This window comes from Intestinimonas sp. UBA1698 (genome assembly GCF_002320075.1).
GTDB classification, from domain to species: Bacteria; Bacillota; Clostridia; order Oscillospirales; family Oscillospiraceae; genus Intestinimonas; species Intestinimonas massiliensis.
The window spans coordinates 63,644-88,489 of record NZ_DCJO01000041.1 but is presented as its reverse complement, the minus strand read 5'-3'; the positions used below and the strand labels follow the sequence as shown (position 1 = coordinate 88,489).

Below are 24,846 nucleotides of genomic sequence, written 5' to 3'. Positions count from 1 at the left end.
TTTTCCGGTCCCCTCTTGATTTAGAACAAATGTTTTGATATGATATCGAATAGATGTACGATGCCCCGTTGAACGCCGGCCCCGGTACGGGGTCCGGCGCGGGGAAGGAGGTCGGAACCGCATGCCCGATTTTCACGTTGTCTCCCCTTATCAGCCCGCCGGCGACCAGCCGCAGGCCATTGAGGCCCTGGCCAAGGGCGTGGAGCTGGGGCTGACCGAGCAGACTCTGCTGGGGGTCACCGGCTCGGGCAAGACCTTCACCATGGCCAAGGTCATCGAGCAGGTCCAGCGGCCCACCCTGGTGCTGGCCCACAACAAGACCCTGGCCGCCCAGCTCTGCGCCGAGTTCAAGGAGTTCTTTCCCGATAACGCGGTGGAGTATTTCGTCTCCTACTACGACTACTACCAGCCCGAGGCCTATATCCCCCACACCGACACCTTCATTGAGAAGGACTCGGCGGTGAACGACGAGATCGACCGGCTGCGCCTCAGCGCCACCGCCTCCCTCATCGAGCGGCGGGACGTGATCGTGGTGTCGTCGGTGTCCTGCATCTACGGACTGGGCGAGCCCGACGACTACGCCAAGATGATGGTCCCCCTGCGGGTGGGGGACGAGCTTCCCCGGGATGAGCTGCTGCGCCGCCTGGTGGAGATCCGTTACGAGCGCAACGACATCGCCTTCGAGCGGAATATGTTCCGGGTCCGGGGAGACACGGTGGAGATCTGGCCGGCCTACTTCAAGGACACCGCCATCCGGGTGGAGTACTTTGGGGACGAGATCGACCGGCTCAGCGAAATCAACGTGGTCACCGGCACCCCCATCCGGCGTCTGGAGCATCTGCCCATCTTTCCCGCCAGCCACTACATCACCCCCAAGGAGAAAATGGACGCCGCCATCCAGGAGATCTACCGTGAGCTGGAGGAGCGGGTGGCCTTCTTCGAGGAGCGCAATATGCTGGTGGAGGCCCAGCGCATCAAGCAGCGCACCCTGTACGACATCGAGATGATGCAGGAGCTGGGCTACTGCTCCGGCATCGAGAACTACTCCCGGCCCATCGCCGGGCGGCCGGTGGGCTCCGCCCCCATGACGCTGATGGACTACTTCCCCGACGATTTTCTGATGTTCATCGACGAGAGCCACGTCACCCTGCCCCAGGTCCGGGCCATGTATAACGGCGACCGGGCCCGCAAGACCACTCTGGTGGACTACGGCTTCCGCCTACCCTGCGCGTTTGATAACCGTCCGTTGAAGTTTGACGAATTTGAACAGCGAGTAAACCAGGTGGTCTACGTCTCCGCCACTCCCGGCGACTACGAGCGGGAGCGCTCCGGCCAGATCGTGGAGCAGGTCATCCGGCCCACCGGCCTGCTGGACCCCAGGGTGGAGATCCGCCCGGTGGAGGGCCAGATCGACGATCTGATCGGGGAGATCAACGACCGGGTGGCGCGGAAGGAGCGGGTGCTGGTCACCACCCTGACCAAGCGGATGGCCGAGGACCTGACCGCCTACCTGAAAAACGCGGGGATTCAGGTGCAGTACATGCACCACGACATCGACACCATCGAGCGGCAGGAGATCATCCGGGACCTGCGGCTGGGGACCTATGACGTGCTGGTGGGCATCAACCTGCTGCGGGAGGGTCTGGACCTGCCGGAGGTCAGCCTGGTGGCCATTCTGGACGCCGACAAGGAGGGCTTTCTCCGCTCGGAGACCTCCCTCATCCAGACCATCGGCCGGGCGGCCCGGAACGCCGACGGCCTGGTGGTCATGTACGCCGACGCCGTCACCCCCTCCATGCGCCGTGCCATGGACGAGACCGAGCGCCGCCGGGCCAAGCAGGACGCCTTCAACCAGGCCCACGGCATCGTGCCCAAGACCATCATCAAGTCGGTCCGGGACGTCATCGAGCTGTCGGCGGAGGAAGAGGAGACCGAGCAGCTCATGCGCCGCAAGACCAGCTTGACCAAGAAGGAGCGGGACGCCGCCATTGAGAAGCTGGAAAGAGAGATGCGGGAGGCCAGCAAGCGGCTGGAGTTCGAGTACGCCGCCGTATTGCGCGACCGCATCATCGAGCTCAGAGGGAGGTAAGCATGTCCCAGTGGAGCACCCTGACCCGGTTTCAGCGGGTCCTGCTGATCGCTCTGACCGCCCTGCTGGCGGTCTTTACCGTCGTCTACCCCGTCCTCAGCCGCCGGAAGGGCATTCAATATCGGGACGCCCTGCTGCTCTGGTCCGCCCAGGGGGAAAACGACGTCTACGCCGGCCGGGTGGACGGGGCGCGAACCGTCTTTACCGTCGCTCCGGACGGGACCATTCAGTACCGCCGCGGCGATACCGACTACGGCCCCTATACCGTCGCCCTGGACCCCTCCGCCGTCCCCCGGGACAGCGACATGGCCGATGTGCTCACCGGGGTGGAGGTCCGCGACGGAGCGGATATCCTTTTCCGGGGCGGCTGGTATAACAGCAGCTTCCCTCTCCTGGTGGACGAAAACGGCGCGATGGAGCCCCTCTTCTCCCTCTCCGTCCATACTTCTTCCGGCAAGGTCTACGGCCCCGACGGGCAGGCCCTCGCCCCCTCCTACGAGCCCACTGCTTCCTTCCTCCTCCAACTGGCGCTGGAGCCCCCTCTCACCCACCGGGGCGAGCTCTACGCCTATTTTACCGGCACCCTGCTGGCCGTTGTGGGCATCGTCTCCATCCTGTTTGCCGACCGGCTCTTCCGCTGGGACCTCAGCTTCCGCATCCGGGACCCGGAGGGGGCCGAGCCCTCGGAGTGGGAGATCTTCACCCGTTACCTGGGCTGGATCGTCTGCACGGCGGGGGCTCTGATCGTCTATCTGATGGGCGCTTTCGCCATTGTCTGACCCCATTTTTCCTTCGTGCGAAGATAAAGGAGTAACAAATCTATGCTCGACCACATTTCCGTCAAGGGCGCCCGCGCCAACAACCTGAAAAACATCGACGTGACCATCCCCAGGGACAAGCTGGTGGTGCTGACCGGCCTGTCCGGCTCGGGCAAGTCCTCCCTGGCCTTTGACACCATCTACGCCGAGGGGCAGCGCCGCTACGTGGAGTCCCTGTCCTCCTATGCCCGGATGTTCCTGGGCCAGATGGAGAAGCCCGACGTGGACTACATCGACGGCCTCTCCCCCGCCATCTCCATCGACCAGAAGACCACCTCCAAAAACCCCCGCTCCACCGTGGGCACCGTCACCGAGATCTACGACTACCTCCGCCTGCTGTGGGCCCGGGTGGGCACTCCCCACTGTCCCAAGTGCGGCAAGGAGATCCGGCAGCAGACCGTGGACCAGATCATCGACCAGGTGATGGCCCTGCCCCCGGCCACCCGCATCCAGGTCATGGCCCCCGTCATCCGGGGCAAGAAGGGCGAGCACCTGAAGATCTTCGAGGACGCCCGCAAGTCCGGCTACGTCCGGGTGCGGGCCGACGGGTCCATCTACGACCTGACGGAGGAGATCCGGCTGGATAAGAATAAAAAGCATAACATCGAGGTGGTGGTGGACCGCCTGGTCATCAAGGAGGACATGGCCCGCCGCCTCACCGACTCGGTGGAGATCGCCGCCAACCTGTCCGGCGGCCTGGTGGTGGTCAACATCGTGGGGGAGGACCGGGACATCCTCTTCTCCCAGAACTACGCCTGCGAGGACTGCGGCATCTCCATCGAGGAGCTCTCCCCCCGGATGTTCTCCTTCAACAACCCCTTTGGGGCCTGCCCCACCTGCACCGGCCTGGGGGCTCAGCTCAAGGTGGACCCGGCCCTCATCATCCCCAACCCCGGTCTCTCCATTCTGGAGGGGGCCATCACCGCCTCGGGCTGGAACAACGTCAAGTCCGACTCCATCTCCCGCATGTATTTCGAGGCCCTGGCCCAGAAGTACAAATTCAAGCTGAACACCCCGGTGAAGGACCTGCCGCCGGAGGTGCTGGACGTCATTCTGTACGGCACCAAGGGGGAGAAGCTGAAGCTGACCTACGACCGGGCCAACGGCCAGGGGACGCTGTACCAGGCCTTCGAGGGCGTGGTGAACAACCTGGAGCGCCGCTACCGGGAGACCCAGTCCGACGGGATGCGCCGGGAACTGGAGGAGTGCATGACCGAGCGGCCCTGTCCCGACTGCGGCGGCAAACGGCTGCGGAAGGAGGCCCTGGCGGTCACCGTGGGGGGCATCAGCATCTACGCGTTCTGCCAGAAGCCGGTGACCGAGGCCCTGGCCTTCGTGGACGCGCTGGAGCTCTCTGCCCAGAAGATGCTCATCGCCGCGCGCATTTTGAAGGAGATCAAGAGCCGGCTGGGCTTTCTCCAGTCGGTGGGCCTACAGTACCTGACCCTGAACCGGGCGGCCGCCTCCCTGTCCGGCGGCGAGAGCCAGCGCATCCGCCTGGCTACCCAGATCGGCTCCTCTCTGATGGGGGTGCTGTATATCTTGGACGAGCCCTCCATCGGCCTGCACCAGCGGGACAACGACAAGCTGCTGGCCACCCTCAAGCACCTGCGGGACCTGGGCAACACCCTTCTGGTGGTGGAGCACGACGAGGACACCATGCGCCAGGCCGACTATATCGTGGACATCGGCCCCGGGGCCGGGGTCCACGGCGGACAGGTGGTGGCCTGCGGCACCGCCGAGGAGGTCATGAACACCCCCGGCTCCATCACCGGCGACTACCTGTCCGGGCGCAAAACGATTCCCGTCCCTGCCCAGCGGCGGGCGGGCAACGGCCACACGCTCACCATCCGGGGGGCGGCGGAAAACAACCTGCGGCACGTGGACGTTTCCATTCCCCTAGGCACCTTCACCTGCGTCACCGGCGTGTCCGGCTCGGGCAAGTCCTCCCTCATCAACGAGATCCTCTACAAAAGGCTGGGGGCCGACCTGAACCGGGTCAAGGTCCGTCCGGGCAAGCACGACTCCATCGAGGGCGAGGAGTTTTTGGACAAGGTCATCAACATCGACCAGTCCCCCATCGGCCGCACCCCCCGGTCCAACCCGGCCACCTACACCGGGCTGTTCAACGACATCCGGGACCTGTTCGCCACCACGGCCGACGCCAAGGCCCGCGGCTACGGGCCCGGCCGGTTCTCCTTCAACGTCCGAGGCGGCCGGTGCGAGGCCTGCGCCGGCGACGGCCTCATTAAGATCGAGATGCACTTCCTCCCCGATATCTATGTGCCCTGCGAGGTCTGCAAGGGCAAGCGCTACAACCGGGAGACCCTGGAGGTGCGCTACAAGGGCAAGAACATCTATGAGGTGCTGGAGATGACGGTGGAGGAGGCCCTGGGGTTCTTCGAGCACCTGCCCAGGCTGTACAACAAGCTCCAGACCCTGTACGAGGTGGGCCTGAGCTACGTCAAGCTGGGTCAGCCCTCCACCGAGCTGTCCGGCGGCGAGGCCCAGCGGGTCAAGCTGGCCACCGAGCTGGCCAAACGCTCCACGGGCAAGACCATCTATATCCTGGACGAGCCCACCACCGGCCTGCACACCGCCGACGTCCACAAGCTCATCGAGGTGCTCCAGAAGCTGGTGGACGCGGGCAACAGCGTGGTGGTCATCGAGCACAATCTGGACGTCATCAAGACGGCGGATCATATTATCGACCTGGGCCCCGAGGGCGGCGACGGCGGCGGCGGCATCGTCTGCACCGGCACCCCCGAGGAGGTGGCCCAGTGCAGCGCCTCCTACACCGGCCGCTACCTCAAGCGCATGCTGTAGGGGCTGGGTCCTCCTCCAAATTTTTATGAAATCTTCCTGTTATACCCCCGCCGCTTATGGTAGAATAAAGGTACCCTTTCTGCCGATGAGGTGACACACTTGGATTTTACACAGTGGCTGACGGAAAATCCCGCCGGCGAGCTTTTCTATACCTTTCTCATCGCCATGCTCCCGGTGGTGGAGCTGCGGGGCGCCATTCCCGTGGGCGTGGGGATGCTGGGGCGCAGCGCCCTGCCCTCGGTGTACCTGGCCGCCGTGCTGGGCAACATGCTCCCCGTACCCTTCATCATCGTCTATATCCGCCGCATCTTCCAGTGGCTGCGCAGGCGCAGCCGCCGCCTGGACGGCCTGGTGACCCGTCTGGAGACCAAAGCCCACCTGAAGGGCCGGATGGTCACTCGGTACAAGTACCTGGGGCTTTGCATCCTGGTGGCCATTCCTCTGCCCGGCACCGGGGCCTGGACCGGAGCTCTGGTGGCCGCCTTCTTGGATATGCGGCTGCGCAGCGCCGTGCCCGCTATTTTCCTGGGCGTGGTCATCGCCGGGATTCTGGTATCCCTGGTCACCGGCGGCGTGATCGCGGCATTTTTTTAAGGTATTGCCGCATAATTCAACGCGTGCAGATTGGAGCGAAAATTTCTGCCTCAAAAAGGCGCAAAACCACAGGAATACTTTGTGTATTGCAAGGTTTTGCAACGCATTTGTGGGGCAAATTGGCCGCCAAGACGTGTGTGGGGAATTGTGCGGTGATGCCTTAACAAACGCCCCCTTTTCCGCATAGAATGGCGCGGAGGTGGGTATTGTGCTGCAAGCAATCGTGGAAATTCTGCTGTCCCTTCTGGCCGTTTTCGGGCTGCTCTGTCTGAGCTGGCTGCTCTTCGGGCGGCTGCTCTCCCCCGCGTCCTGGTCCGCCCCGGCCTATGCCGTGGTGCCTGCCCGGGGGGATGGAGCCGGTCTGGAGCAGACGGTGAAGGGACTTTTGTGGCTCCGGGCGGGCCATCTGGAGCGCTTCACCCTGGTCATCGCCGACGCCGGGCTGGACAGTGAGGGCCGCAGGCTGGCCCGGCTGCTGGCGGACCGGGAACCAGGGGTGCTCCTGTGCCCGCTGGCCGCGCTGCCCGACCGGCTGACGGAGGGCTAACCCAGAACGGGAGGTCGAGTACATATGGAGGAGACCCCGGCGCTGCACAGCATCGACGGGACGGTGGACGCGGTGATCTTCCAGAACGAGGAAAACGGCTACACCGTCCTGCGTCTGGAGGTGGGCGCTCCGGAGCCGGTGACGGTGGTGGGGTGTATCCCCGGCGTGGCGCCCGGCGAAGGACTGACCGTCACCGGCACCTGGGGCCGCCACGCCTCGTACGGGGAGCAGTTCAAGGCCGAATCGGTGGAGCGCCGGGTCCCCGCCGGGGAGAAGGCCATGCTGGAGTACCTGTCCTCCGGCATCCTCAAGGGGGTGGGCGCCGCCACCGCCCGGCGGCTGGTGGAGGAGTTCGGCGCCGACCTTTTCACGGTGCTGGAGGAGCAGCCGGAATTGCTGACCAAAATCAAGGGCATCACCCGGAAGCGGGCCCTGGAGATTGGGGCGTCCTTCCGGCTCCAGATGGGGATGCGGCGGCTGCTGGACTTTCTGTCGGCCAACGGCCTGCCCCTCCAGTTGGGGATGCCCCTCTACCGCCGCTACGGCGCCCAGGCTCTGGAGGTGCTCCGGGACAACCCCTATTTGCTGGTGGACGAGGAGCTGGGGGTGGGCTTTTCCGCCGCCGACCAGTTGGCCCTCCGCCTGGGCATGGAGGGGAACGACCCCCAGCGGTTGGAGGCGGGGCTTCTGTTCGAGCTGTCCCACAACCTGATGAACGGCCACACCTTTTTGCCCCGGCGCAAGCTGCTGTGGGCCACGGGGGCCCTCATCGGCCTGGAGGACGCCGAGCCCCTGGAGGACGCTCTGACCACGCTCGTCGAACGGGGCGAGGTGGTCCGGGAATCCATCGCCGGGGAGGACGCCTGCTATCTGGCCCCCATGCAGGAGGCGGAGGAATACGTGGCCTTCCGCCTGGCCGAGATGGCCGCCCACGAGCTGCTCCCCCCGGCGGGGCTGGACGGACTCATCGGGCGCATCGAGGCCGAGCAGGGCATCACCTATGCTCCCCAGCAGCGGCAGGCGGTGGATCTAGCCGCCCGGTCCCAGGTGATGCTGCTCACCGGCGGCCCCGGCACAGGCAAGACCACCTCCCTGCGGGGGGTGCTGGCTCTCTTCGACGCCCTGGGGCTGGAGACCGCCCTGGCGGCCCCCACCGGCCGTGCGGCCAAGCGCCTGGGGGAGACCTGCGGGGTGGAGGCGCTGACCATCCACCGGCTGCTGGAGACCCAGTTCGACGACCACACCGGCCAGTTGGTCTTCTCCCACTGCGAGGACGATCCCCTCCGGGCCGACGCCGTCATCGTGGACGAGACCTCCATGGTGGATATCTCCCTGATGCGGGCCCTGCTGGCCGCCTTGCGAGGGGACTGCCGCCTGATCCTGGTGGGGGACCCGGACCAGCTCCCCTCGGTGGGGCCGGGCAACCTGCTGTCCGATCTGATCCGCAGCGGGCGGGTGCCCATGGTGCGGCTGACCGAGATCTTCCGTCAGGCCGCCGAGAGCGCCATCGTCATGAACGCCCACAGCGTCAACCGGGGCGAGGTGCCCGACCTGTATAACAACAAAAAGGACTTTTTCTTTCTTCGTCGCCGGGACCCCCAGCGGACGGCGGACACCATTGTGGAGCTGTGCCGGACCCGCCTGCCGGAAAAGATGGGCATACCGGCGGAGCAGATCCAGGTCCTCTCCCCCACCCGCAAGCACACCACCGGCACCCAATCTCTCAACGCCGCCCTCCAGGCGGCCCTGAATCCCCCGGCGGAGGACAAGCCGGAGCGGCGCTTCGGCCCCTTTCTCTTCCGGCAGGGGGACCGGGTGATGCAGGTGCGGAACAACTACGACCTGATGTGGAAGGCGGCGGACGGCCTGAGCTCGGGCCTGGGGGTGTTTAACGGGGATGTGGGCCGCATCACCGGGATCGACCCCCGGGATGAGCGGATCACGGTGGACTTTGAGGGGCGGATCGTGGCGTACACCCCCGACCTGCTGGGCGATCTGGAGCCCGCCTACGCCATGACCGTCCACAAGGCCCAGGGCAGCGAGTACCGGGCGGTGATCCTGGCGGCCTGTGACGGAGCCCCCATGCTGCTGACCCGGGGGGTGCTCTACACGGCCATCACCCGGGCCCGGGAGCTGTTTATCGTGGTGGGGGACGAGGGCAAGGTGGTCCAGATGGTCCACAACGACCGGCAGCAGCGGCGCTATTCCGGCCTGCGGGCCCGGCTGTCCGCGCCCTAATTAGGATGTGGGAAGGGCGGAGAGTCTTCACTCTCCGCCCTTCCCGTCCCGCGCGATAAAAATTTCCTCCGCGTCCCGCTGCCCCCGGCGCAGACGGTCCGCCGCCGCGCCGAAGTTTTGCTGTGCCATGGCCTCCAATGCCTCTGTGACCGCCCGGAAAAGCCCGAAATACATCTTCCGGTAGAGCACCTCACTCTTATCATCGTCCATACTATCCCCCCATTTTGTAATCACATTATGATTACAAAATTGTACATTATAAACTTTATGCAGTCAAGTTATAATTACATAATTGACTGCAAAGGATGATTACATGGACGAATTTCGGATTAACAAAACGCCGGAGAAGATTACGTCTATCAACCGCACGATCCGAATGAAGCCCGAACTCTTTGACCGGCTTATGGAGTTGAGCGAGAAAACAGGCGTATCCTTTAATAAACTCGCAAACCAGTGCATTTCATATGCTCTGGAGCATCTCAAAGAAGATGAACCGCCTTCGGCCGAATAACGGCCGAAGGCGGTTTTTTCAGTCTTGTGCTCTTCCCTCCCGGTACTGCTCCAGGAACGCTTCGTCCTGGATCTCCAGGCCCCGTTCTCCGGCCCGGCCCTCCATGTGGTGGGTGAATTCATGGGCCAGCGTGCTGTAAAGCTCCTCCTCCCAGTCCTCCTGCCGCCAGTTCTCCTGCTGGGCCAGGGCGGCGAAGGAGCCGTAGTACAGATTGATGAACTTTCCCATCATACCGCTGTTGCGGTATTCCCCCATGATGTAGAGCTCCCCCTCCGGGAACTCCGGATCGTGCTTGGCCTCGGGCAGCAGGCAGATGCCCCCATTGAGCTCGTCGTAAAATTCCGGTGGGAACTCCTCGGCCATCCGGTCCAGCAGCTCCCCCGCCTGTTCAAAGGACAGGACCATTTCTATCCCTCCTTGGGCTTCCGCATCGTCAGTGAGATCCGCTTTTTCTTCTCCTCCACCTCCAGCACCCACACCGTGACCACATCCCCCACGGCGCAGACCTCGCTGGGGTGGCGGACCCTCCGCTGGCAGAGCTGGCTGATGTGGACCAGGCCGTCCTGATGGACCCCGACGTCCACAAAGACCCCGAAGTCGATGACGTTGCGCACGGTGCCGGTAAGCTCCATGCCCGGCTTCAGGTCTCTGATCTCCATCACGTCGGTGCGGAGGATGGGCTTGGGCAGCTCGTCCCGGGGGTCCCGGCCGGGCTTCAGCAGCTCCGTCACCAGATCCCGCAGGGTGGGCACCCCCACGCCGCAGGCCGCGGCGGCCCGCTCCTCGCCGTAGGCGGCCACCCGCTCCCGCAGATCCCCGATGGCCCCGGCCTTCACCCCCTTCCGGTCGCAGCCGCACAGCTCCAGCAGCACCTCCGCCGCGGCGTAGCTCTCCGGGTGGACGGCGGTGTTGTCCAGCACGTTTTTGCTCTCCGGCACCCGCAGAAAGCCCGCCGCCTGCTCAAAGGCCTTGGGCCCCAGCTTGGGCACCTTCAAAACCTGTCTGCGGGTAGTAAAGGCCCCGTTCTCCTCCCGGTATTTGACGATGTTTTTGGCGGTGGCGGCGTTGAGCCCCGACACCCGGGTCAGCAGAGGGACGGAGGCGGTGTTCAGATCCACGCCCACGGCGTTGACGCAGTCCTCCACCACGCCGTTGAGGGTCTCGTCCAGCCGGGCCTGGGGCATGTCGTGCTGGTACTGGCCCACGCCGATGGCCTTGGGGTCGATCTTCACCAGCTCGGCCAGGGGGTCCTGGAGCCTGCGCGCGATGGACACGGCAGAGCGCAGATTCACGTCGTAGTCGGGGAACTCCTCGGCGGCCAGCTTGGAGGCGGAATACACGCTGGCCCCCGCCTCGTTGACGATCATGTAGGACACCCCGCCCCCCAGACTGCGGATGAGCTCCACCGTCATCTGCTCCGTCTCCCGGCTGGCGGTGCCGTTGCCGATGGCGATGTGCTCCACGCCGTGCTTCCGGGCCATCCGGGCCAGCACGTCGATGGCCTCCTGCTTTTTCCGTTCGCTGAAGGTGGGGTAGACCACCGCCGTATCCAGCACCTTGCCGGTGCCGTCCACCACCGCCACCTTGCAGCCGTTGCGGTAGCCGGGGTCCAGGCCCATGGTGACCTTGCCCTTTACCGGCGGCTGCATGAGCAGGGGCTTCAGGTTTAGGCCGAAGTTGCGGATGGCCCCCTCGTTTGCGTGTTCGGTGAGGGTGTTGCGGATCTCCCGCTCCACGCTGGGGGCGATGAGCCGGTCGTAGGCGTCCTCGGCGGCGGAGCGGACAAAGGCCATGGAGGGGGCGCCGGGGACCAGCACCGCCCGGCGGACGGCGATGAGGGCGGTCTCCCGGTCCATGTCCACCGCAGCCTTCAGGAGCTCCTCCCGTTCCCCCCGGTTGATGGCCAGCACCTGGTGGCCCATGGCCCGGCACACTGGGGTACGGAACTGGTAGTAAAGCCGGTACACCGAATCCTCCGGCTCCTTGCCGGCAGCGGAGGAGACCAGGTCCGCCTTCCGCCACCACAGCTCCCGCAGGGCCTTGCGGATGCCCGCGTCGTCGGAGATCCACTCGGCGATGATGTCGCCCGCCCCCTGCAGGGCCTGCTCGGCGCTCTCCACCCCCTTTTCCGGGTCGATGTAAGCCTGGGCGGCCTTCTCCGGGTCGGGGCAGTCCCGCTCCTGGGCGAAGAGGAGCTGGGCCAGGGGCTCCAGCCCCTTTTCCCGTGCGGCGGTGGCCCGGGTGCGCCGCTTCTGCCGGTAGGGGCGGTACAGGTCCTCCACCTCCGCCAGGGTGGCGGCGGCGTCAATGGCGGCGGAGAGCTCCTCCGTCAGCTTGCCCTGTCCCTCGATGGCGGCCTTGACCTCTTCCCGGCGCTTGTCCAGATTGCGCAGGTAGTTCAGCCGGTCGGCCAACGTGCGCAGGGTGGTGTCGTCCATGGTACCGTGGAGCTCCTTGCGGTACCGGGCGATAAAGGGGATGGTGTTTCCCTCGTCGATGAGCTTGACCACGTTTTCCACGTGGACGGCTTCGCGGCCCAGCTCCCGGGCCAGGCTCAGTATGATGGCGTCCATAGGTTACTCCTTTGCAGTGATGTACGGTGTATTTTACCACACTCCGCCCACGAAAAAAAGGACGAGCCGCCCGCCCGTCCCTCTTTTCTCTCACCACGCGCCCTTCAGGGTGGCGAATTCCGCCAGCTTTTTCCCCTCCCGGGGCCGGATCTTGATGGAGCGCACCCGGTTGCCCGCGGGCACGCACAGCCGGAAGGCGGCCAGCTCGGGGGTGCGTTCCATGTCCCCGGTCACGTAGAGCAGCACCCGCCGGCCGGTGTACTTCAGCCGGGAGGCATATTCAATAAGAGGGCGGGCCAGCCCTCCCAGATAGGCCGCCCCGCCGAAGATCAGCAGGTCGTAACCCATGGGATCGTACTCCAGCCGCCGGGAGGGGTGGTTTACCGTGACGGTGTAACCGGCCTGAGCCAGCGCCTTGGCCAGTGTCTGGGCCGCCAGGCGGTTGCCGCCCCGGTTGGAGGGCTGGTAGATCAGCAGGGCCCTTTTGAAGCCCACGCCGTAGATGGTCTCGTGGGGCTTATGGACCTGGTCCCGCTGGTTCAGGACCCGGTAGAGCAGAAGGACGATCAGGCCCGCCAGCAGCCCGGCAATCAGCACTCCCCATCCCAGCACCGGCATCGCGCGCCCTCCTTTCCGTTGGTTTTTCTTTATTGTACCACAGCCGCCCTCCGACGGTTCTTATTTTTCCCTTAAAAATGCGTAAACGCAAGGAAAGGGCCGGTCTGAGACCGGCCCTTCGCGCTTTTAATTTTGCCAGTTGGCCGGGTAGACGAAATAGAGGAACCGGGCCTTGTCCCGCACCGAAAACTGGATGGAGGTGTCCTTGGGGATATACAGCACCTCGCCCGGCCCGGCGGAGACGGTCTGTCCGTCCACCAGGATGTCCAGCCGCCCTTCGATGACGTAGTCCATCTCGTCGTAGGTCAGGGTCCAGGGGAAAGTGGTCCGCTCCATGACCATCAGTCCGCAGCCCAGCCGGGGGGCCTCCTCCAGGGTGAACAGGTCCCGGGTCCACACCCGGTCGGCCGGGTTCCCGGTGTCCATGCGGTGCTCCGCGGCCACATCCAGCCGGGGCACCTCCACTTTCTTCACCCGCGGCCCGTTTCCGCCCAGCTTTTCCAGCAGCACCCGCCGCACCAGCTCCTCGATGGCAGCTCGGTCCCGTTCAGCCATGGTCCGCCTCCTTTCGGGTCAGCAGCATAGCCGCGGCTACGGCGGTGACGCCGCCCACCAGCTTGCCCACGATCATGGGAAAGATCATGGCGGCGTCGAATCCGGCGGTAAAGCCCAGATGGTCCCCGAATACGAAGGCGGCGGAGACGGCGAAGGCCACGTTGATGATCTTGCCCCGCCGGTCCATGTCGCCCATCATCTGGAACATGGGGATGTTGTTGGCCAGAGTGGCCACCAGCCCGGCGGCGGCGATGTCGTTCATGCCCAGCAGATGGCCCAGCCTCATCAGGGGCTTCCGGAACACCTTGGTGATGACGAAGACCAGCGGGAAGGCGCCCGCCAGCACGATGGCGATGCCGCCCACGGTGGCATAGCCCTCCTCGATGGGGTTCATGCCGGGGATGAGGGTGATGCCGGTGAGGGCCTCTACGATGGCGGCGGCCAGGCCCACGGTGATGACGATGATGACGAACCTGCCAAAGACCTGGAAGCCCTTCACCATTCCGTTGGGAATAAAGGCCAGGCCCAACGCGATGAGGACGGCGATGAGGACGATGGGGATCAGGTTTTTCAACACCATCATCAGGGGGAAGCCCGCCGCGATGCCGCCCACCAGGCCGCCGATGGGGATGGTGATGACCCCGGCCAGCACGCCCCTTGCCAAGAACTCTTGGTCCTCCGGCCGGATGATGCCCAGGGCCACGGGGATGGTGAATACCACCGTGGGCCCCAGCATGGAGCCCACGATCAGGCCGCCGAACTGGCCCGCCTCGGGGGTGAGGGCAAGCTCCTTGGCTAGGGGCGCTCCCCCCATGTCGTTGGCCAGGATGGTCCCGGCGAACATGGCCGGGTCGGCCCCCAGGAAGGAGTAGAGGGGCACCACCACCGGCCGCAGGAGCCCGGCCAGCACCGGCGCCAGACAGATGATGCCGATCATGGACAGGGCCAGCGACCCCATGGCGATGATGCCCTCTTCAAATTTTTCCCCCAGGCCGAAGCGGTTGCCGATGATCCGGTCCACCGCTCCCAGGGCCATGAAGAGGACCATGATATAGACGATAATTTCATTGACGGACAAAGGATTGCCCCCTTTGGATTTGGTTTTTGGGCGGGCCCAACCCGCCCGGCGCCGGCGGGCGGCCGCTACCGCTCCACGTGGTCCACGATCCCCACGATGGCGGCGTCCACGGGCACATGGGCTCCGGCGGCCACCCGGGCCCCGCCGCCGGATACCACCAGCACCTGGTCGCCGGGCCCGGCCCCGGCCTGATCGGCGCACACCAGGGGCGGACCCTGGTGCCCCTCCGGAGCCACCAGCAGGAAAGCCTGCCCGGTGAGGCTCTGGAGCTTTTTGGTGCACCACACATTACCAATGACGGTCCCTAATAACACAGACGCCCATCTCCCGCAGCTCCCGTTCCAGAGCCACAAATTTCTGAAAGACCCCCATGGGGGCCGTCTTCTTGTACTGCTTGTACTCCAGTCCGGACTCCAGGACCCGGACCTTCCGGCCGGAGAGAAGGGCCTCCAGCACCTGTTTTTCCTCCCGCTCCAGGGCCAGGCCCAGGGCGAGTATGCCCATCTGCTCCACGGGCAGCCGGGTGATGACCAGCTCACTGCCCCGCTCCTCCACCGTCATTTCACGATCATCCCCCGGTCGCCCTTTCGGAAGCCGCAGGCGTTGGCCTCGTCATAGTCCAGGTGGACCACGGTGGTAAACTTGTCGCTGACCCGGACCTCGGTGTCCCCGAAGACCAGCGGCCGGGCGGTGAAGGTGCGGAAGCTGACGTTCTGCTTGTCGGCCACGCCGAACAGGGCGGCGTCCGCCGGGGTCATGTGGATGTGGCGCTTGGCCACGATGAGCCCCCGCTGGAGCCGCAGCTCTCGGTCCCCGTGGCGCACGGTGATGCCGGGGGTGTCCCGGATGTCGCCGGAGATGCGCACCGGGGGCGCCACCCCCAGGGCCACCGCGTCGGTGAGGGACAGCTCCACCTGGCTCTCGCCCCGCTCGGGGCCCAGGATGACCACGTTCTGGAAGCTCCCCTTGGGGCCCGTCAGGGTCACCCGCTCGGCGCAGGCGAACTGTCCGGGCTGGCTCAGGTCCTTAACCCGGTTGAGCCGGTAGCCCACGCCGAACAGCGCGTCCACATCCGCCCGGGACAGATGGACATGACGGCCTGAGGCCTCGATTTCGATGGTGACCCGGCGGACGATCTCCTCCGCCAGCCGCTCCATGCCCACGGTATTGACGCTGTGCATCTGTTCACCCGCTCTCTCTGGGATACTTTCCCGCCTTTAATTTGATCATCATAATCCACATCAGGGAGGACAGCCGGTTGAGCCCCAGCAGGATATCCTCCCGGGTCACCGCCCCGTTCTCGTCCCGGAAGGCCTTATAGGCCGCCAGCTCGGTCTGCCGCACCACGGTGCGCAGCTTGTTCACCGCCAGGATGGCGGCTCCGTCGGTCCAGTGCACCAGGAAGTGGGGCTGGCCGAAGTATTTTTCCGGGTAGTGGGACTGCTCCCGCAGCTCCTCCGGCCCCAGGGAGCACACTCGCACCTCCCCCACCGGCTCGGAGAGCACATCGAAGCGGATGAAGCGCCGGACGAAGCCCAGCACCTCCTCCAGCTCTCCGCACAGGGTCCGGTATCCCTCCTGGGCGGCGGCCTGCTGGGCCAGAGTGATCTCAGCCTCCAGCAGGTCGATGTACCCCCGGAACGCGATGCGGGGGTGGTCCTTGAAGACCAGCACGTTGCCCCGGAGGTGGGTCATATGCTCCGGCTTGTGGTCCAGGGCGGCTCCGAACAGGGTCTGATACCGGGCCCGATCCCCCGCGGGAGCGGAGGTCTCGCCCTCCGCCGCCCGCCCCTGGGGATAGACCACCTCCACCCGGTGCTCCCGGAGCCAGCTCCGGGCGGAGGGGGTCAGCACGTCGTCCCGGGAGACCACCACGGGGCCCCGGGTCCCGCCGTTGGACATCTGCCGGACGACCTCTTCCGTCAGCAGGGCCATGGCTTATCCCTGATTGTACTCGCCGCTGCGGTGGGGCAGGATGCCGTCCACCTCGGCGTGGGGCCGGGGGATGACGTGTACGGAGATGAGCTCGCCCACCTTCTCGGCGGCGGCGGCTCCGGCGTCGGTGGCGGCCTTGACGGCCCCCACGTCGCCCCGGACCATGACGGTGACCAGGCCGCCGCCCACCTGCTCCTTGCCTACCAACTGGACGTTGGCGGCCTTGACCATGGCGTCGGCGGCCTCGATGGCCCCCACCAGTCCTCTCGTCTCCACCATGCCCAGCGCGTTTGTGTTTGCCATTTTTGTACTCCTCCTCATATCGTTGTCCGCCCGCCGCTCCCCTTCTGCTTTTGGGGCGGGGGCCTCGGTCTTTTTGGTTCGGCCGGCGGCCGCAGCCGGGGCCTTGGCCTTTCTTTTGGGCTCCGGCGCGCCCGCGTTCATGCCCGACCCGGCGCCCTTATGCCCGCCGGGCGGCGCCGCCATGGCCGTGGGCATGTGGGGGATGCCCCCCACGGTCCCAGCCGGCTCGCCGTTGGCGGCGTAGACGGTGTGCTCCTTGTCGTCCTCCATCCCCTCCGGCTTTTCGGCCATTAGGGAGTTGGACAGGGCCTGCACCTCCTGCAGGAGGGCCTCATGGGGATTCAGCAGGACGCCGTCGGCGTTGACCTCGCTCATACGTTCAGCCTCCTCATGATCTGCCGGACCAGCTCATCCAGGGTGCCCGCATCCACCTGCCAGCCGCCCGGAGCGGTGTTCTCCCAGGGGGAAGAGGCGTTCCCGGCCCGGATGTCCTCCAGCTCCCGGACGCCCCAGGCCACCCGCTTGATGTTGATGAGGTCCAGGGGACCAATGTTGTTGGAGCTGGAGGAGCCGCCCACCGCGCCGCAGCCCAGGGTGAGGGCGGGGAACAGACAGGTGCTGGCCCCGATGCCGCCCAGGGCGGCGGGGGTGTTCACCAGCACCCGGCTGGCGGGGACGGCGGCGGCGAAGCGCTTGACCACGCTCTCGTCCTGGGCGTGGATGGAGAAGGTATGCCCCGCCCCCTCCCACTCCAGGATCTCCACGCAGCGGCGGAGGACGGATTCCTCGTCGGGCTCCACGTAGTAGGCCAGGATGAGGCCCAGCTTCTCGTTGGAGTAGGGGTAGCCCCGGCCCACGCCGGTCTCCCGGGCCACCAGGACCCGGGCGGAGGCGGGCACATGGGTGAGCCCGGCCAGCTTGGCCACGGTCTCCACGCTTTTGCCCACGATGGCGGGGTTCATGGTGCCGTTGGAGCGCAGGATGAACTGGGACAGGCGGGCGTGCTCCTCGTCGCTGAGGAGATAGGCCCCCTGGGTTTTCAGCTCGGCGGTGACGGCGCTCTCCATCTCCCGGGCCACGATGACGGACTGCTCGCTGGCGCAGATGGTGCCGTTGTCGAAGGTCTTGGAGTCCAGGATGCGCTTGACCGCCAAGCGCACGTCGGCGGTGCGGTGGATATAGGCCGGGCCGTTGCCAGCGCCCACGCCGATGGCTGGGGTTCCGGAGGAATAGGCCGCCTTGACCATGGCCCCGCCGCCGGTGGCCAGGATGAGCCGGGTGTTGTCGTGGCGCATCAGCTCGTTGGTGGCCTCCAGGGTGGGGGTGGAGATGCACCCCACGGCCCCGGCGGGGGCTCCGGCGGCCTCCGCCGCCCTGCGCACCACGTTCACCGTCTCCAGAATGCAGTTCACAGCGCTGGGATGGGGGGAAAAGACGATGGGGTTGCCCGCTTTCATGCAGATCATGGTCTTGTAGATGACGGTGGAGGTGGGGTTGGTGGAGGGCACCAGCCCGGCCACCACGCCCGTGGGCACGCCGATGTCGATGGTCTTTTTCACATGGTCCCGGGCCAGGATGCCGTGGGTCTTCTCGTCCTTGATGGCGTCATAGAGGGTGAGGGCGGCAAAGCGGTTTTTGAGCTCCTTGTCCGCCTTGATGCCGAAGCCGGTCTCCTCCACCGCCATGTCGGCCAGCCTTCGGGCCTGTTCGGCGGCGGCGGCGGAGACGGCCGCTGTTATTTTGTCTAATTGCTCCTGTGTCATACCTGCCAGGATGCGCTGGGCCTCCCGGGCTTGCTTCAGCAGGTCCCGGACCTCCTGGATGGAGCGCAGATCCTTGTCCAAATGCTCCGTCTCCTTTCTCATACTTCGCGGGGCCGGGCCGCCACCGCTTTGACCGCCTCGGCAAACGCCTCGCAGGCGGCCTTGCAGGCGCTTTGGGTCCCGGTGAGGAGCCCGCCGCCGAAGTTGGTCTCGCTGGGTGGCTCGAAGAGGGCCACAAGCTCCACGTCGGCGGCCTTCATGGCCTCGTCCAGGCCCACCACCGCCTCCAGGGGCGGGGCGATGAGGTAGGCCAGGGCCTCCCCCTCCCGCACACCGGAGGTCTTGGACAGGTAGGTGCCCGTGCGGGACACGGTGTGGGCGAAGTAGACGATGGAATCGTCCTCGTTGGCGGAGCGGAAGCCCACGCCGCTGTCCATGAATTCCACCGCCGCCCGCAGGCCGGAGCTGACCTCCGCCGGGTTGGGTCCGGCCAGGATGCCGATGACCTCGCCGGCCAGCTTGGTGTTGGCGTTGGCCGCCCCGGCGTAGAGGCTCCGGCCGTAGACCACCTCCACGGCGGCGGCCTTGGTGGCCTCGTCCAGGGCGCAGTAGGTGACGTCGTCGCTGTCGGCGGTGAGGATGCCGATGGAGCGGTAGCGCTCCGGCAGCTCCAGCTTCCTGGCCAGGGTCTCGGACACGTTAGCGATGGTGTGGGTGGCCAGCACATTGCATTTCAAGAGATCTCCCGTCATGCGCCCCTCCCCCTTTCCATCTGCGCCAGCGCCACGCCGGAGGCTTTTTTCTCCAGCATGGTGTGGATGAGTTCGGCGATGTGGGCCCCGGCCTCCACGGCGGTGGTGCCCTGCCGGTGGATGTTGGAGATGACCGTCCGCTGGGACTCGGGCACTCCGATGCGCGCGGCGTAGGTGAGATAGGCGGACATGCTCTCGGCGGTGACCAGGCCCGGCCGCTCGCCCACCAGCATGCAGACCACCTGGGCGCCGGTGAGCTCCCCGATGTGGTCGGAGGCTCCCACCCGGCAGTATTTGACGAAGAGGGCGGGTCCGGGGTCGATGCCGAAGGTCTTCAGGCCCGCCCGGATGGCCTCCAGGCAGTCGGCGGCGTTGGCCTCGATGGCGGCGGAGGACAGCCCGTCCCCCACCACCAGAGCCACCTTGGGGTTCTGGCCCAGGGTCTTTTGGATGACGTCCTGGTTGGCCTCGTCGAACCGGCGGCCCTTGTCGGGCCGGGTCAGGTATTCGTCCTTGTCCTTGCACAGGGTCTGGACGAAGACGTAGCGGTTGCGCTGGACGAAGTCCTCGTCCACCAGGGAGAACACCGAGTCCTGGGCGGCGGCGTGGTCGGCCCGCATGCGCAGCATGGTCTCGGTTTTGTACCGGGCTCCGGCCCGGCCGAAGCCCAGCCGGGCGGGGGTCTTGGCCTTTAGGTCCAGGAAGGCGGGGCCGTTCTGGGGGTGCTCCACCAGATAGAGCTTCCGCAGGTCCACCTCGGTGATGTCGGGGAGGCTCTCCCCGGTCCCGGCGGCCGGAGCGTCCTCCAGGGGCTTGTAATCGGCGGCCTTGACCTGGGGCGTGGGGGCCTGACCCATCAGGTCGGCCACCATGCGCTCCACCAGGGCCCGCAGTTCTGTTTCATTCAACGTGTGAAACCTCCTTTACGCCAGTAAGATCGAGCCGTCTCCCGCCAGAGCGGTGAGGGCTCCGTTCTCCACAAAGCCCATCTGCTCCAGCCACTGCTGGAAGGGCTTGATGGCGGTGAGCCCGAACAGCTCCCGCAGGGCCGCCGTCTCGTGATACCCGGTGGTCTGGTAGTTGAGCATCACGTCGTCGCCGTGGGGGATGCCCATGAAGTAGTTGCACCCGGCGGTGGTCAGCAGGACGGCCAGGTCCTCGATGTCGGACTGGTCGGACTTCATGTGGTTGGTGTAGCAGGCGTCGCACCCCATGGGGATGCCGGTGAGCTTGCCCATGAAGTGGTCCTCCAGGCCCGCCCGGATGACCTGCTTGGAGTTGTAAAGATACTCCGGCCCGATGAAGCCCACCACCGTGTTCACCAGGAAGGGCTGATACCGCTTGGCAAAGCCGTAGCACCGGGCCTCCATGGTCACCTGGTCCCAGTCGTTGTGGGCCTCGGAGGAGAGCTCGGAGCCCTGGCCGGTCTCAAAATACAGCACGTTGGGGCCAGTGGCGGTGCCCTCCCGGAGCGCCAGGTCCCGGGCCTCGGCGAGGGTCTCGGCGGTGAAGCCAAAGGCCTCGTTGCCCTTCTGCGATCCGGCGATGGACTGGAAGATGAGGTCGGCGGGGGCCCCCTTGCGGATGCACTCCATCTGGGTGGTGACGTGGGCCAGCACGCAGGTCTGGGTGGGGATGGCCCAGCGGGTCTTGATGTCGTGGAAGCGCTCCAGCACCCGGGTGACGCTCTCCACGCTGTCGTCCACCGGGTTCAGGCCCAGCACCGCGTCCCCGATGCCGAAGGAGAGGCCCTCGAGCAGGGAGGCCATGATGCCGTCCGGGTCGTCGGTGGGGTGGTTGGGCTGGAGCCGGGCGGACAGGGTACCGGGCTCGCCGATGGTGGTGTTGCAGGTGGCGGTGACCCGGATCTTTTTGGCGGCGTAGATGAGGTCCAGGTTGCTCATCAGCTTGGCCACGGCGGCCACCATCTCGCTGGTGAGGCCCCGGGAGATGCGCCGGATGGCGGCCCCGTCGTGCTTTTCGTCCAGAATCCACTCCCGCAGCTCGGACACCGACCAGTTCTTGATTTCTCCATAAATTTTCTCGTTCACGTCGTCCTGGATGATGCGGGTGACCTCGTCGGTCTCGTAGGGGACGGCGGGGGAATTGCGCAGGTCGGCCAGGGTCAGGTTGGCCAGCACCACCTTGGCGGCCACCCGCTCCTCGGCGTTCTCGGCGGCGATGCCCGCCAGCCGGTCGCCCGACTTCTCCTCATTGGCCTTGGCCATGACCTCACGGACCGACTTGAAGTCATAGACGTGGCCCAGCAGCTTGGTTTTTAAGATCAATTGTGTCAGCTCCTCCAGTTTTTACTTCTTTTCAAAGGCTAAGGTCTTGACCACCACCGGCAGGACGGTCCCCCCGGCCACGGGGGCGCCGATGTCGATGTAATCTCCGTTGCTCACACCGACGCCGTCCAGGCACAGCAGGGGGCCCGGCAGCCGGGGGGCCAGGGCCTGGCCCAGCACCTTGGCCAGGTCGGCCTCCACCGCCACGACGGGAAAAAAGCCTTGGTCCAGAAGGGGTTCCAGCCCTTTTTGGATGTGCTCGGCCAGCTCCTGCACCCGGCGGTAGGGCGGGGAGTTCTCCCCGGCAAAGGCCAGGGCCACCTGCGTGAGCCCCCCCTCGTCGGCGTACCAGCCCAGCTTGGAGCGGATGGCGGCGGCCAGATCCCCCCGCTCCTCCTCCGGCTCCAGCCGGAGAACCGGCAGGTTTTTCAGCGGGAACTCCACCCCGCGGTAGAAGATGGTGGAGCCGGACACCTCCATGGAGTGGGCCCCCGCTCCCACCACCGTGGCCCGGATGGTCTCCGCCCCCTGGATGGGGGCCACGCCCTTGGCCTGCAGAGCCTTGCGGATGGTTTGCCCCAGCAGGGGCCCCATGTCGCCGTAGGCCAGCTCGTCCGCCGGAGGCGAAAACAGGCAGTCGGCCACGCCGCCGGAGAAGGAGAGCGCCGCGCCCCGGGCCCGCATGGGGGACACCCCGGCGGTGGTGTAGAATTCCAGCAGAGGTCCGGGGGGCTCCAGCCCCGCCGCCTGCAAAAGGGCGGCCGTCATCTCCTCCGCCACGGGGGCCAAAAGGGCCGAAGAGGCCTCCGCGCCCCGTACAACTCCGGGAAAACGCCCCTCCAGTTTGGGGGAAAGATAGGTGATTTTTTCTGTTTTCGGCTCGATTTTTACCAATCTTCCGCCGATATCGAGACACGAGGTTGCACACAGCCGTCCACGGTTGTACAGGGCCAGGTTGGAGGTGCCGCCGCCGATGTCATAGTGTAATACCTGGGTATGATTCTCCTTTGAGTATTCATCCGCCCCGGCCCCCCGGGCGGCCAGGATGGACTCCAGGTCGGGGCCGGCGGTAGCCACCACGAAGTCCCCGGCAAATTCCGAGAGCGCGGCGAGGACCTCCCGGGCGTTCTCCTTCCGGGCGGTCTCGCCGGTGATGATGACCGCCCCGGTCTGGACCTGGTCCCTCCGGAGCCCCGCCCGGCGGTACTCCTCCGCCACGATGTCCCGGACGCCCCGGGCGTCGATGACCGTGTCGGACAGCAGGGGGGTAAAGTGGATGCCGCTGCGGTAGACGATCTCCTTGTCCGTGATGGCGATGCGGGGCACCGAGAAGGGGTTGGCCCGGTTCTCCAGGGTCAGGTCGGAGACCACCAGTTGAGTCGTACTTGTTCCTATATCAATACCCACGGATTTCAGCGTCTCCGTCATACCAGCGCCTCCATCATGGCCTCCACGTCGGCCGCGGCGACCGGCCTGGGGTTGCCGGGCAGGCACACATCGGACAGGGCGGCGGCGGACAGGGCGGGCAGGGCGGCCTTCAGCTCCGCCGGGGGCAGGTCCAGCCGGGCGGGGATACCCAGGCCGGTGCGCAGGCGGACCAGAGCGGCGGACAGAGCCCGTGGGTTGGCGGCCAGGCCGCACCGGCGGGCCAGGCGGGCGTATTTCTCCGCCGCCCGGGCGTCGGCGGCGTTGAAGGCGACGACCTGGGGCAGCAGCAGAGCGTTGAGCCGGCCGTGGGCCACGTGAAAGCGGCCCCCCAGGGCGTGGGCCATGGAGTGGCAGACCCCCAGCCCGGCGGCGTTGAAGGCCACCCCCGCCATACAGGAGGCGTAGAGCATCTCCGCCTTGGCCGCCCGGTCCCCCTGGTAAGCCCTGGGGAGGGCCCGCCAGGCCAGAGCGAAGGCCGACTCGGCCAGGGCGTCGGTGAAGGGATTGGCCCCCACGGCGGCGGCGGCCTCGGCGGCGTGGGTGAGCACGTCCATGCCGGTGTCGGCGGTCACCTTGGGGGGCACCCCGTCCAGGAAGGCGGGCTCCAAAATGGCCCCCTCCGGCAGAAGGCCGTCCTCCACCAGCGGGTATTTCACCCCCTGGTCGGTGTCGGTAAGGACCGCGAAGGAGGTGACCTCGCTGCCGGTGCCCGCGGTGGTGGGGATACAGTAGAGCGGCAGGTCCCGGTCGCCGGAAAACCAGCACATGGCCTTGGCGCAGTCCATGGGGGAGCCGCCGCCGAAGGCCACCACCGCCTCGGGCCGGAAGGTCCGCACGGCCCGCACCCCCTCCGCCACCAGGCGCAGGGAGGGGTCGGGCTCCACCCGGTCGAACACCGACACCTCGCCGGTGAGCCTGGCCTTCACCCGGTCCAGCAGGCCGGAGGAGGCCAGAAAAGCGTCGGTGACGATGAGCACCCGCTTCCCCGCCAGAGCCGACAGGGCCTCCAGCGGCTCGGGGCCAAAATAGAGCTTGGGCTTGATCCAAAAGGTTTCCATGGCATTCCCCTGCTTTTTCCTTGATGGGCTTAGTATGGCAAGGAAGGGAAAAAATATAGCCGGAGCGGAAAATTTTCCGCTCCGGCCATTTCCTCTAATAGACGATTCCGGTACTGTCCATCAGACTGCGCATCAGACGGGCCCCCACCCGGAGGCCGGAACAAAAGCCCACCCGCTGGTGGTCGGCGCCCAGAGCCCCGGCGGCCCGGCGGATGGGTTCGGCGGCCGGCTCCCCCAGGCCGGCCAGGCTGGCCTCCAGGCGGCCATAGGCGCGGTCCAAAAGCTGTTTTTCCGTCTCGCTGCGGGACAGGGCCTCCGGTCCCGGCGCGCCCCCGCTCATCAGGTACTCCCCCAGATACTTCAGCTCTGTGCGTTTTAACATGTCCTCATTGTAACCCACGGCTCTTCCCCCTTATAAAAATTTATGAATTGTTCATAATATACCTGTTGTTTTTAATCCAAAATTTATTATTTTCTATTTTAAACTTTATGGTTGTATATGTCAAGGTAAAATTAACTCTTTCGCGTATTTTTGAGTTGCTAGAATTTATTTTTGAAATATAATAGTTGAAAAAAGGAGTGGTGCCCCCATGAGTATGGCCATGAAAGTGCGTATGCTGCTGGCCGCCAGAGACATCAGCATGACCGAGCTGGGGAAACGGCTGGAGCCGCCCACCACCGGCCAGAATATCAGTGCCAAACTTCGGCGGGACAACTTTTCGGAAAAAGAGCTGGCCGCCATCGCAAAGGCCTGCGACGCCGAATTCGAGGGCTCTTTCATCCTGAACGATTCCAAAAAAGTGATTTAACGCCTCCGGAGCACTCGGAGGGGACGCGAGAGGCAAAAACCCCGCGGCCATTCGGAAGAACGG

Annotated in this window: 26 protein-coding genes; 8 read left to right on the top strand and 18 right to left on the bottom strand. The window is 65.8% G+C overall.

The window, feature by feature from the left end; genetic code table 11:
* The first annotated feature begins 121 nt into the window (after positions 1-121).
* The 6 genes from uvrB (at position 122) to B3H64_RS10995 (ending at position 9,112) form a co-directional block, all read left to right on the top strand.
* Positions 122-2,089 carry an excinuclease ABC subunit UvrB gene (gene uvrB, locus B3H64_RS11020; RefSeq protein ID WP_286735088.1) on the top strand — a complete coding sequence of 656 codons (1,968 nt, stop codon included), beginning with the start codon at positions 122-124 and terminating at the stop codon, positions 2,087-2,089.
* A gap of 2 nt (positions 2,090-2,091) precedes the next feature.
* Entirely contained in the window at positions 2,092-2,868 is a 777-nt protein-coding gene (locus tag B3H64_RS11015) for a hypothetical protein (RefSeq protein WP_050619193.1), read from the top strand.
* 42 nt (positions 2,869-2,910) lie between these two features.
* Positions 2,911-5,733: an excinuclease ABC subunit UvrA gene (uvrA, locus tag B3H64_RS11010; protein WP_050619194.1), complete on the top strand. Its 2,823-nt coding sequence runs from the start codon at positions 2,911-2,913 to the stop codon at positions 5,731-5,733.
* A 99-nt stretch (positions 5,734-5,832) separates the two neighbouring features.
* Positions 5,833-6,327 carry a COG2426 family protein gene (locus B3H64_RS11005; RefSeq protein ID WP_238072853.1) on the top strand — a complete coding sequence of 165 codons (495 nt, stop codon included), beginning with the start codon at positions 5,833-5,835 and terminating at the stop codon, positions 6,325-6,327.
* A 208-nt stretch (positions 6,328-6,535) separates the two neighbouring features.
* Positions 6,536-6,874, top strand: a complete 339-nt coding sequence (locus tag B3H64_RS11000) for a hypothetical protein (protein ID WP_238072852.1) — start codon at positions 6,536-6,538, stop codon at positions 6,872-6,874.
* Positions 6,875-6,898: 24 nt separating this feature from the next.
* Positions 6,899-9,112 (top strand): ATP-dependent RecD-like DNA helicase, encoded by a 2,214-nt coding sequence (locus tag B3H64_RS10995; protein WP_286735084.1) that lies wholly within the window; start codon positions 6,899-6,901, stop codon positions 9,110-9,112.
* A 27-nt stretch (positions 9,113-9,139) separates the two neighbouring features.
* On the opposite strand, the gene B3H64_RS10990 is transcribed toward B3H64_RS10995, so the two are convergent.
* Complete coding sequence (locus B3H64_RS10990; RefSeq protein WP_050619197.1) at positions 9,140-9,322, bottom strand: hypothetical protein; 183 nt, start codon at positions 9,320-9,322, stop codon at positions 9,140-9,142.
* Positions 9,323-9,425: 103 nt separating this feature from the next.
* On the opposite strand from B3H64_RS10990, the gene B3H64_RS10985 reads away from it, so the two are divergent.
* Positions 9,426-9,623, top strand: coding sequence for a ribbon-helix-helix domain-containing protein (locus tag B3H64_RS10985; RefSeq protein WP_238072849.1), 198 nt, complete (start codon positions 9,426-9,428; stop codon positions 9,621-9,623).
* Between the two features lie 18 nt (positions 9,624-9,641).
* On the opposite strand, the gene B3H64_RS10980 is transcribed toward B3H64_RS10985, so the two are convergent.
* The 17 genes from B3H64_RS10980 to B3H64_RS10900 form a co-directional block, all read right to left on the bottom strand.
* A complete protein-coding gene (locus B3H64_RS10980; protein ID WP_286735080.1) occupies positions 9,642-10,028 on the bottom strand; it encodes a metallopeptidase family protein in 387 nt (128 codons plus the stop codon).
* Positions 10,029-10,030: 2 nt separating this feature from the next.
* Positions 10,031-12,196: a Tex family protein gene (locus B3H64_RS10975; protein ID WP_286735079.1), complete on the bottom strand. Its 2,166-nt coding sequence runs from the start codon at positions 12,194-12,196 to the stop codon at positions 10,031-10,033.
* A gap of 90 nt (positions 12,197-12,286) precedes the next feature.
* Positions 12,287-12,814, bottom strand: coding sequence for a flavodoxin family protein (locus B3H64_RS10970; protein ID WP_286735078.1), 528 nt, complete (start codon positions 12,812-12,814; stop codon positions 12,287-12,289).
* 126 nt (positions 12,815-12,940) lie between these two features.
* On the bottom strand, positions 12,941-13,369 hold the full coding sequence (locus tag B3H64_RS10965; RefSeq protein ID WP_050619214.1) for a cupin domain-containing protein: 429 nt from the start codon (positions 13,367-13,369) through the stop codon (positions 12,941-12,943).
* Positions 13,362-14,447, bottom strand: coding sequence for an ethanolamine utilization protein EutH (gene eutH, locus B3H64_RS10960; protein WP_286735077.1), 1,086 nt, complete (start codon positions 14,445-14,447; stop codon positions 13,362-13,364). Before eutH ends, B3H64_RS10965 begins: the two co-directional genes overlap by 8 nt.
* 65 nt (positions 14,448-14,512) lie before the next feature.
* Positions 14,513-14,761 carry a EutN/CcmL family microcompartment protein gene (locus B3H64_RS10955; RefSeq protein ID WP_050619216.1) on the bottom strand — a complete coding sequence of 83 codons (249 nt, stop codon included), beginning with the start codon at positions 14,759-14,761 and terminating at the stop codon, positions 14,513-14,515.
* A complete protein-coding gene (locus tag B3H64_RS10950) occupies positions 14,736-15,008 on the bottom strand; it encodes a hypothetical protein (protein ID WP_050619217.1) in 273 nt (90 codons plus the stop codon). Before B3H64_RS10950 ends, B3H64_RS10955 begins: the two co-directional genes overlap by 26 nt.
* Entirely contained in the window at positions 15,005-15,628 is a 624-nt protein-coding gene (gene pduL, locus B3H64_RS10945; RefSeq protein ID WP_238072844.1) for a phosphate propanoyltransferase, read from the bottom strand. The genes B3H64_RS10950 and pduL overlap by 4 nt, the downstream gene beginning before the upstream one ends.
* 4 nt (positions 15,629-15,632) lie before the next feature.
* Positions 15,633-16,382 (bottom strand): ATP-binding protein, encoded by a 750-nt coding sequence (locus tag B3H64_RS10940; protein WP_050619219.1) that lies wholly within the window; start codon positions 16,380-16,382, stop codon positions 15,633-15,635.
* Between the two features lie 3 nt (positions 16,383-16,385).
* Positions 16,386-16,685: an ethanolamine utilization microcompartment protein EutM gene (eutM, locus tag B3H64_RS10935; protein WP_050619643.1), complete on the bottom strand. Its 300-nt coding sequence runs from the start codon at positions 16,683-16,685 to the stop codon at positions 16,386-16,388.
* Positions 16,686-17,056: 371 nt separating this feature from the next.
* Complete coding sequence (locus B3H64_RS10930) at positions 17,057-18,550, bottom strand: acetaldehyde dehydrogenase (acetylating) (RefSeq protein ID WP_094762512.1); 1,494 nt, start codon at positions 18,548-18,550, stop codon at positions 17,057-17,059.
* Positions 18,547-19,200 carry an ethanolamine utilization microcompartment protein EutL gene (gene eutL / locus B3H64_RS10925; RefSeq protein WP_050619221.1) on the bottom strand — a complete coding sequence of 218 codons (654 nt, stop codon included), beginning with the start codon at positions 19,198-19,200 and terminating at the stop codon, positions 18,547-18,549. The genes B3H64_RS10930 and eutL overlap by 4 nt, the downstream gene beginning before the upstream one ends.
* Positions 19,197-20,108: an ethanolamine ammonia-lyase subunit EutC gene (gene eutC / locus B3H64_RS10920; protein ID WP_050619222.1), complete on the bottom strand. Its 912-nt coding sequence runs from the start codon at positions 20,106-20,108 to the stop codon at positions 19,197-19,199. The genes eutL and eutC overlap by 4 nt, the downstream gene beginning before the upstream one ends.
* Before the next feature lie 15 nt (positions 20,109-20,123).
* Positions 20,124-21,488 (bottom strand): ethanolamine ammonia-lyase subunit EutB, encoded by a 1,365-nt coding sequence (locus tag B3H64_RS10915; protein WP_286735071.1) that lies wholly within the window; start codon positions 21,486-21,488, stop codon positions 20,124-20,126.
* Positions 21,489-21,509: 21 nt separating this feature from the next.
* Positions 21,510-22,916 (bottom strand): ethanolamine ammonia-lyase reactivating factor EutA, encoded by a 1,407-nt coding sequence (locus B3H64_RS10910; protein ID WP_286735069.1) that lies wholly within the window; start codon positions 22,914-22,916, stop codon positions 21,510-21,512.
* Positions 22,913-23,974: an iron-containing alcohol dehydrogenase gene (locus B3H64_RS10905; RefSeq protein WP_286735064.1), complete on the bottom strand. Its 1,062-nt coding sequence runs from the start codon at positions 23,972-23,974 to the stop codon at positions 22,913-22,915. Before B3H64_RS10905 ends, B3H64_RS10910 begins: the two co-directional genes overlap by 4 nt.
* Positions 23,975-24,068: 94 nt before the next feature.
* On the bottom strand, positions 24,069-24,356 hold the full coding sequence (locus tag B3H64_RS10900; protein ID WP_256303069.1) for a hypothetical protein: 288 nt from the start codon (positions 24,354-24,356) through the stop codon (positions 24,069-24,071).
* A gap of 208 nt (positions 24,357-24,564) precedes the next feature.
* Here B3H64_RS10900 and B3H64_RS10895 point away from each other — a divergent pair, with 208 nt between their 5' ends.
* Entirely contained in the window at positions 24,565-24,783 is a 219-nt protein-coding gene (locus B3H64_RS10895; RefSeq protein WP_256303068.1) for a transcriptional regulator, read from the top strand.
* The last annotated feature ends 63 nt before the right edge of the window (positions 24,784-24,846 follow it).

Excerpts from the sequence above, each read along its gene's own strand:
- uvrB (WP_286735088.1), top strand. The coding sequence starts at position 122 with ATGCCCGATTTTCACGTTGTCTCCCCTTATCAGCCCGCCGGCGACCAG.
- B3H64_RS11015 (WP_050619193.1), top strand. The coding sequence starts at position 2,092 with ATGTCCCAGTGGAGCACCCTGACCCGGTTTCAGCGGGTCCTGCTGATC.
- uvrA (WP_050619194.1), top strand. The coding sequence starts at position 2,911 with ATGCTCGACCACATTTCCGTCAAGGGCGCCCGCGCCAACAACCTGAAA.
- B3H64_RS10995 (WP_286735084.1), top strand. The coding sequence starts at position 6,899 with ATGGAGGAGACCCCGGCGCTGCACAGCATCGACGGGACGGTGGACGCG.
- B3H64_RS10990 (WP_050619197.1), bottom strand. The coding sequence starts at position 9,322 with ATGGACGATGATAAGAGTGAGGTGCTCTACCGGAAGATGTATTTCGGG.
- B3H64_RS10985 (WP_238072849.1), top strand. The coding sequence starts at position 9,426 with ATGGACGAATTTCGGATTAACAAAACGCCGGAGAAGATTACGTCTATC.
- B3H64_RS10980 (WP_286735080.1), bottom strand. The coding sequence starts at position 10,028 with ATGGTCCTGTCCTTTGAACAGGCGGGGGAGCTGCTGGACCGGATGGCC.
- B3H64_RS10975 (WP_286735079.1), bottom strand. The coding sequence starts at position 12,196 with ATGGACGCCATCATACTGAGCCTGGCCCGGGAGCTGGGCCGCGAAGCC.
- B3H64_RS10970 (WP_286735078.1), bottom strand. The coding sequence starts at position 12,814 with ATGCCGGTGCTGGGATGGGGAGTGCTGATTGCCGGGCTGCTGGCGGGC.
- B3H64_RS10965 (WP_050619214.1), bottom strand. The coding sequence starts at position 13,369 with ATGGCTGAACGGGACCGAGCTGCCATCGAGGAGCTGGTGCGGCGGGTG.
- B3H64_RS10950 (WP_050619217.1), bottom strand. The coding sequence starts at position 15,008 with ATGACGGTGGAGGAGCGGGGCAGTGAGCTGGTCATCACCCGGCTGCCC.
- pduL (WP_238072844.1), bottom strand. The coding sequence starts at position 15,628 with ATGCACAGCGTCAATACCGTGGGCATGGAGCGGCTGGCGGAGGAGATC.
- B3H64_RS10940 (WP_050619219.1), bottom strand. The coding sequence starts at position 16,382 with ATGGCCCTGCTGACGGAAGAGGTCGTCCGGCAGATGTCCAACGGCGGG.
- eutM (WP_050619643.1), bottom strand. The coding sequence starts at position 16,685 with ATGGCAAACACAAACGCGCTGGGCATGGTGGAGACGAGAGGACTGGTG.
- B3H64_RS10930 (WP_094762512.1), bottom strand. The coding sequence starts at position 18,550 with ATGAGAAAGGAGACGGAGCATTTGGACAAGGATCTGCGCTCCATCCAG.
- eutL (WP_050619221.1), bottom strand. The coding sequence starts at position 19,200 with ATGACGGGAGATCTCTTGAAATGCAATGTGCTGGCCACCCACACCATC.
- B3H64_RS10910 (WP_286735069.1), bottom strand. The coding sequence starts at position 22,916 with ATGACGGAGACGCTGAAATCCGTGGGTATTGATATAGGAACAAGTACG.
- B3H64_RS10905 (WP_286735064.1), bottom strand. The coding sequence starts at position 23,974 with ATGGAAACCTTTTGGATCAAGCCCAAGCTCTATTTTGGCCCCGAGCCG.
- B3H64_RS10900 (WP_256303069.1), bottom strand. The coding sequence starts at position 24,356 with ATGTTAAAACGCACAGAGCTGAAGTATCTGGGGGAGTACCTGATGAGC.
- B3H64_RS10895 (WP_256303068.1), top strand. The coding sequence starts at position 24,565 with ATGAGTATGGCCATGAAAGTGCGTATGCTGCTGGCCGCCAGAGACATC.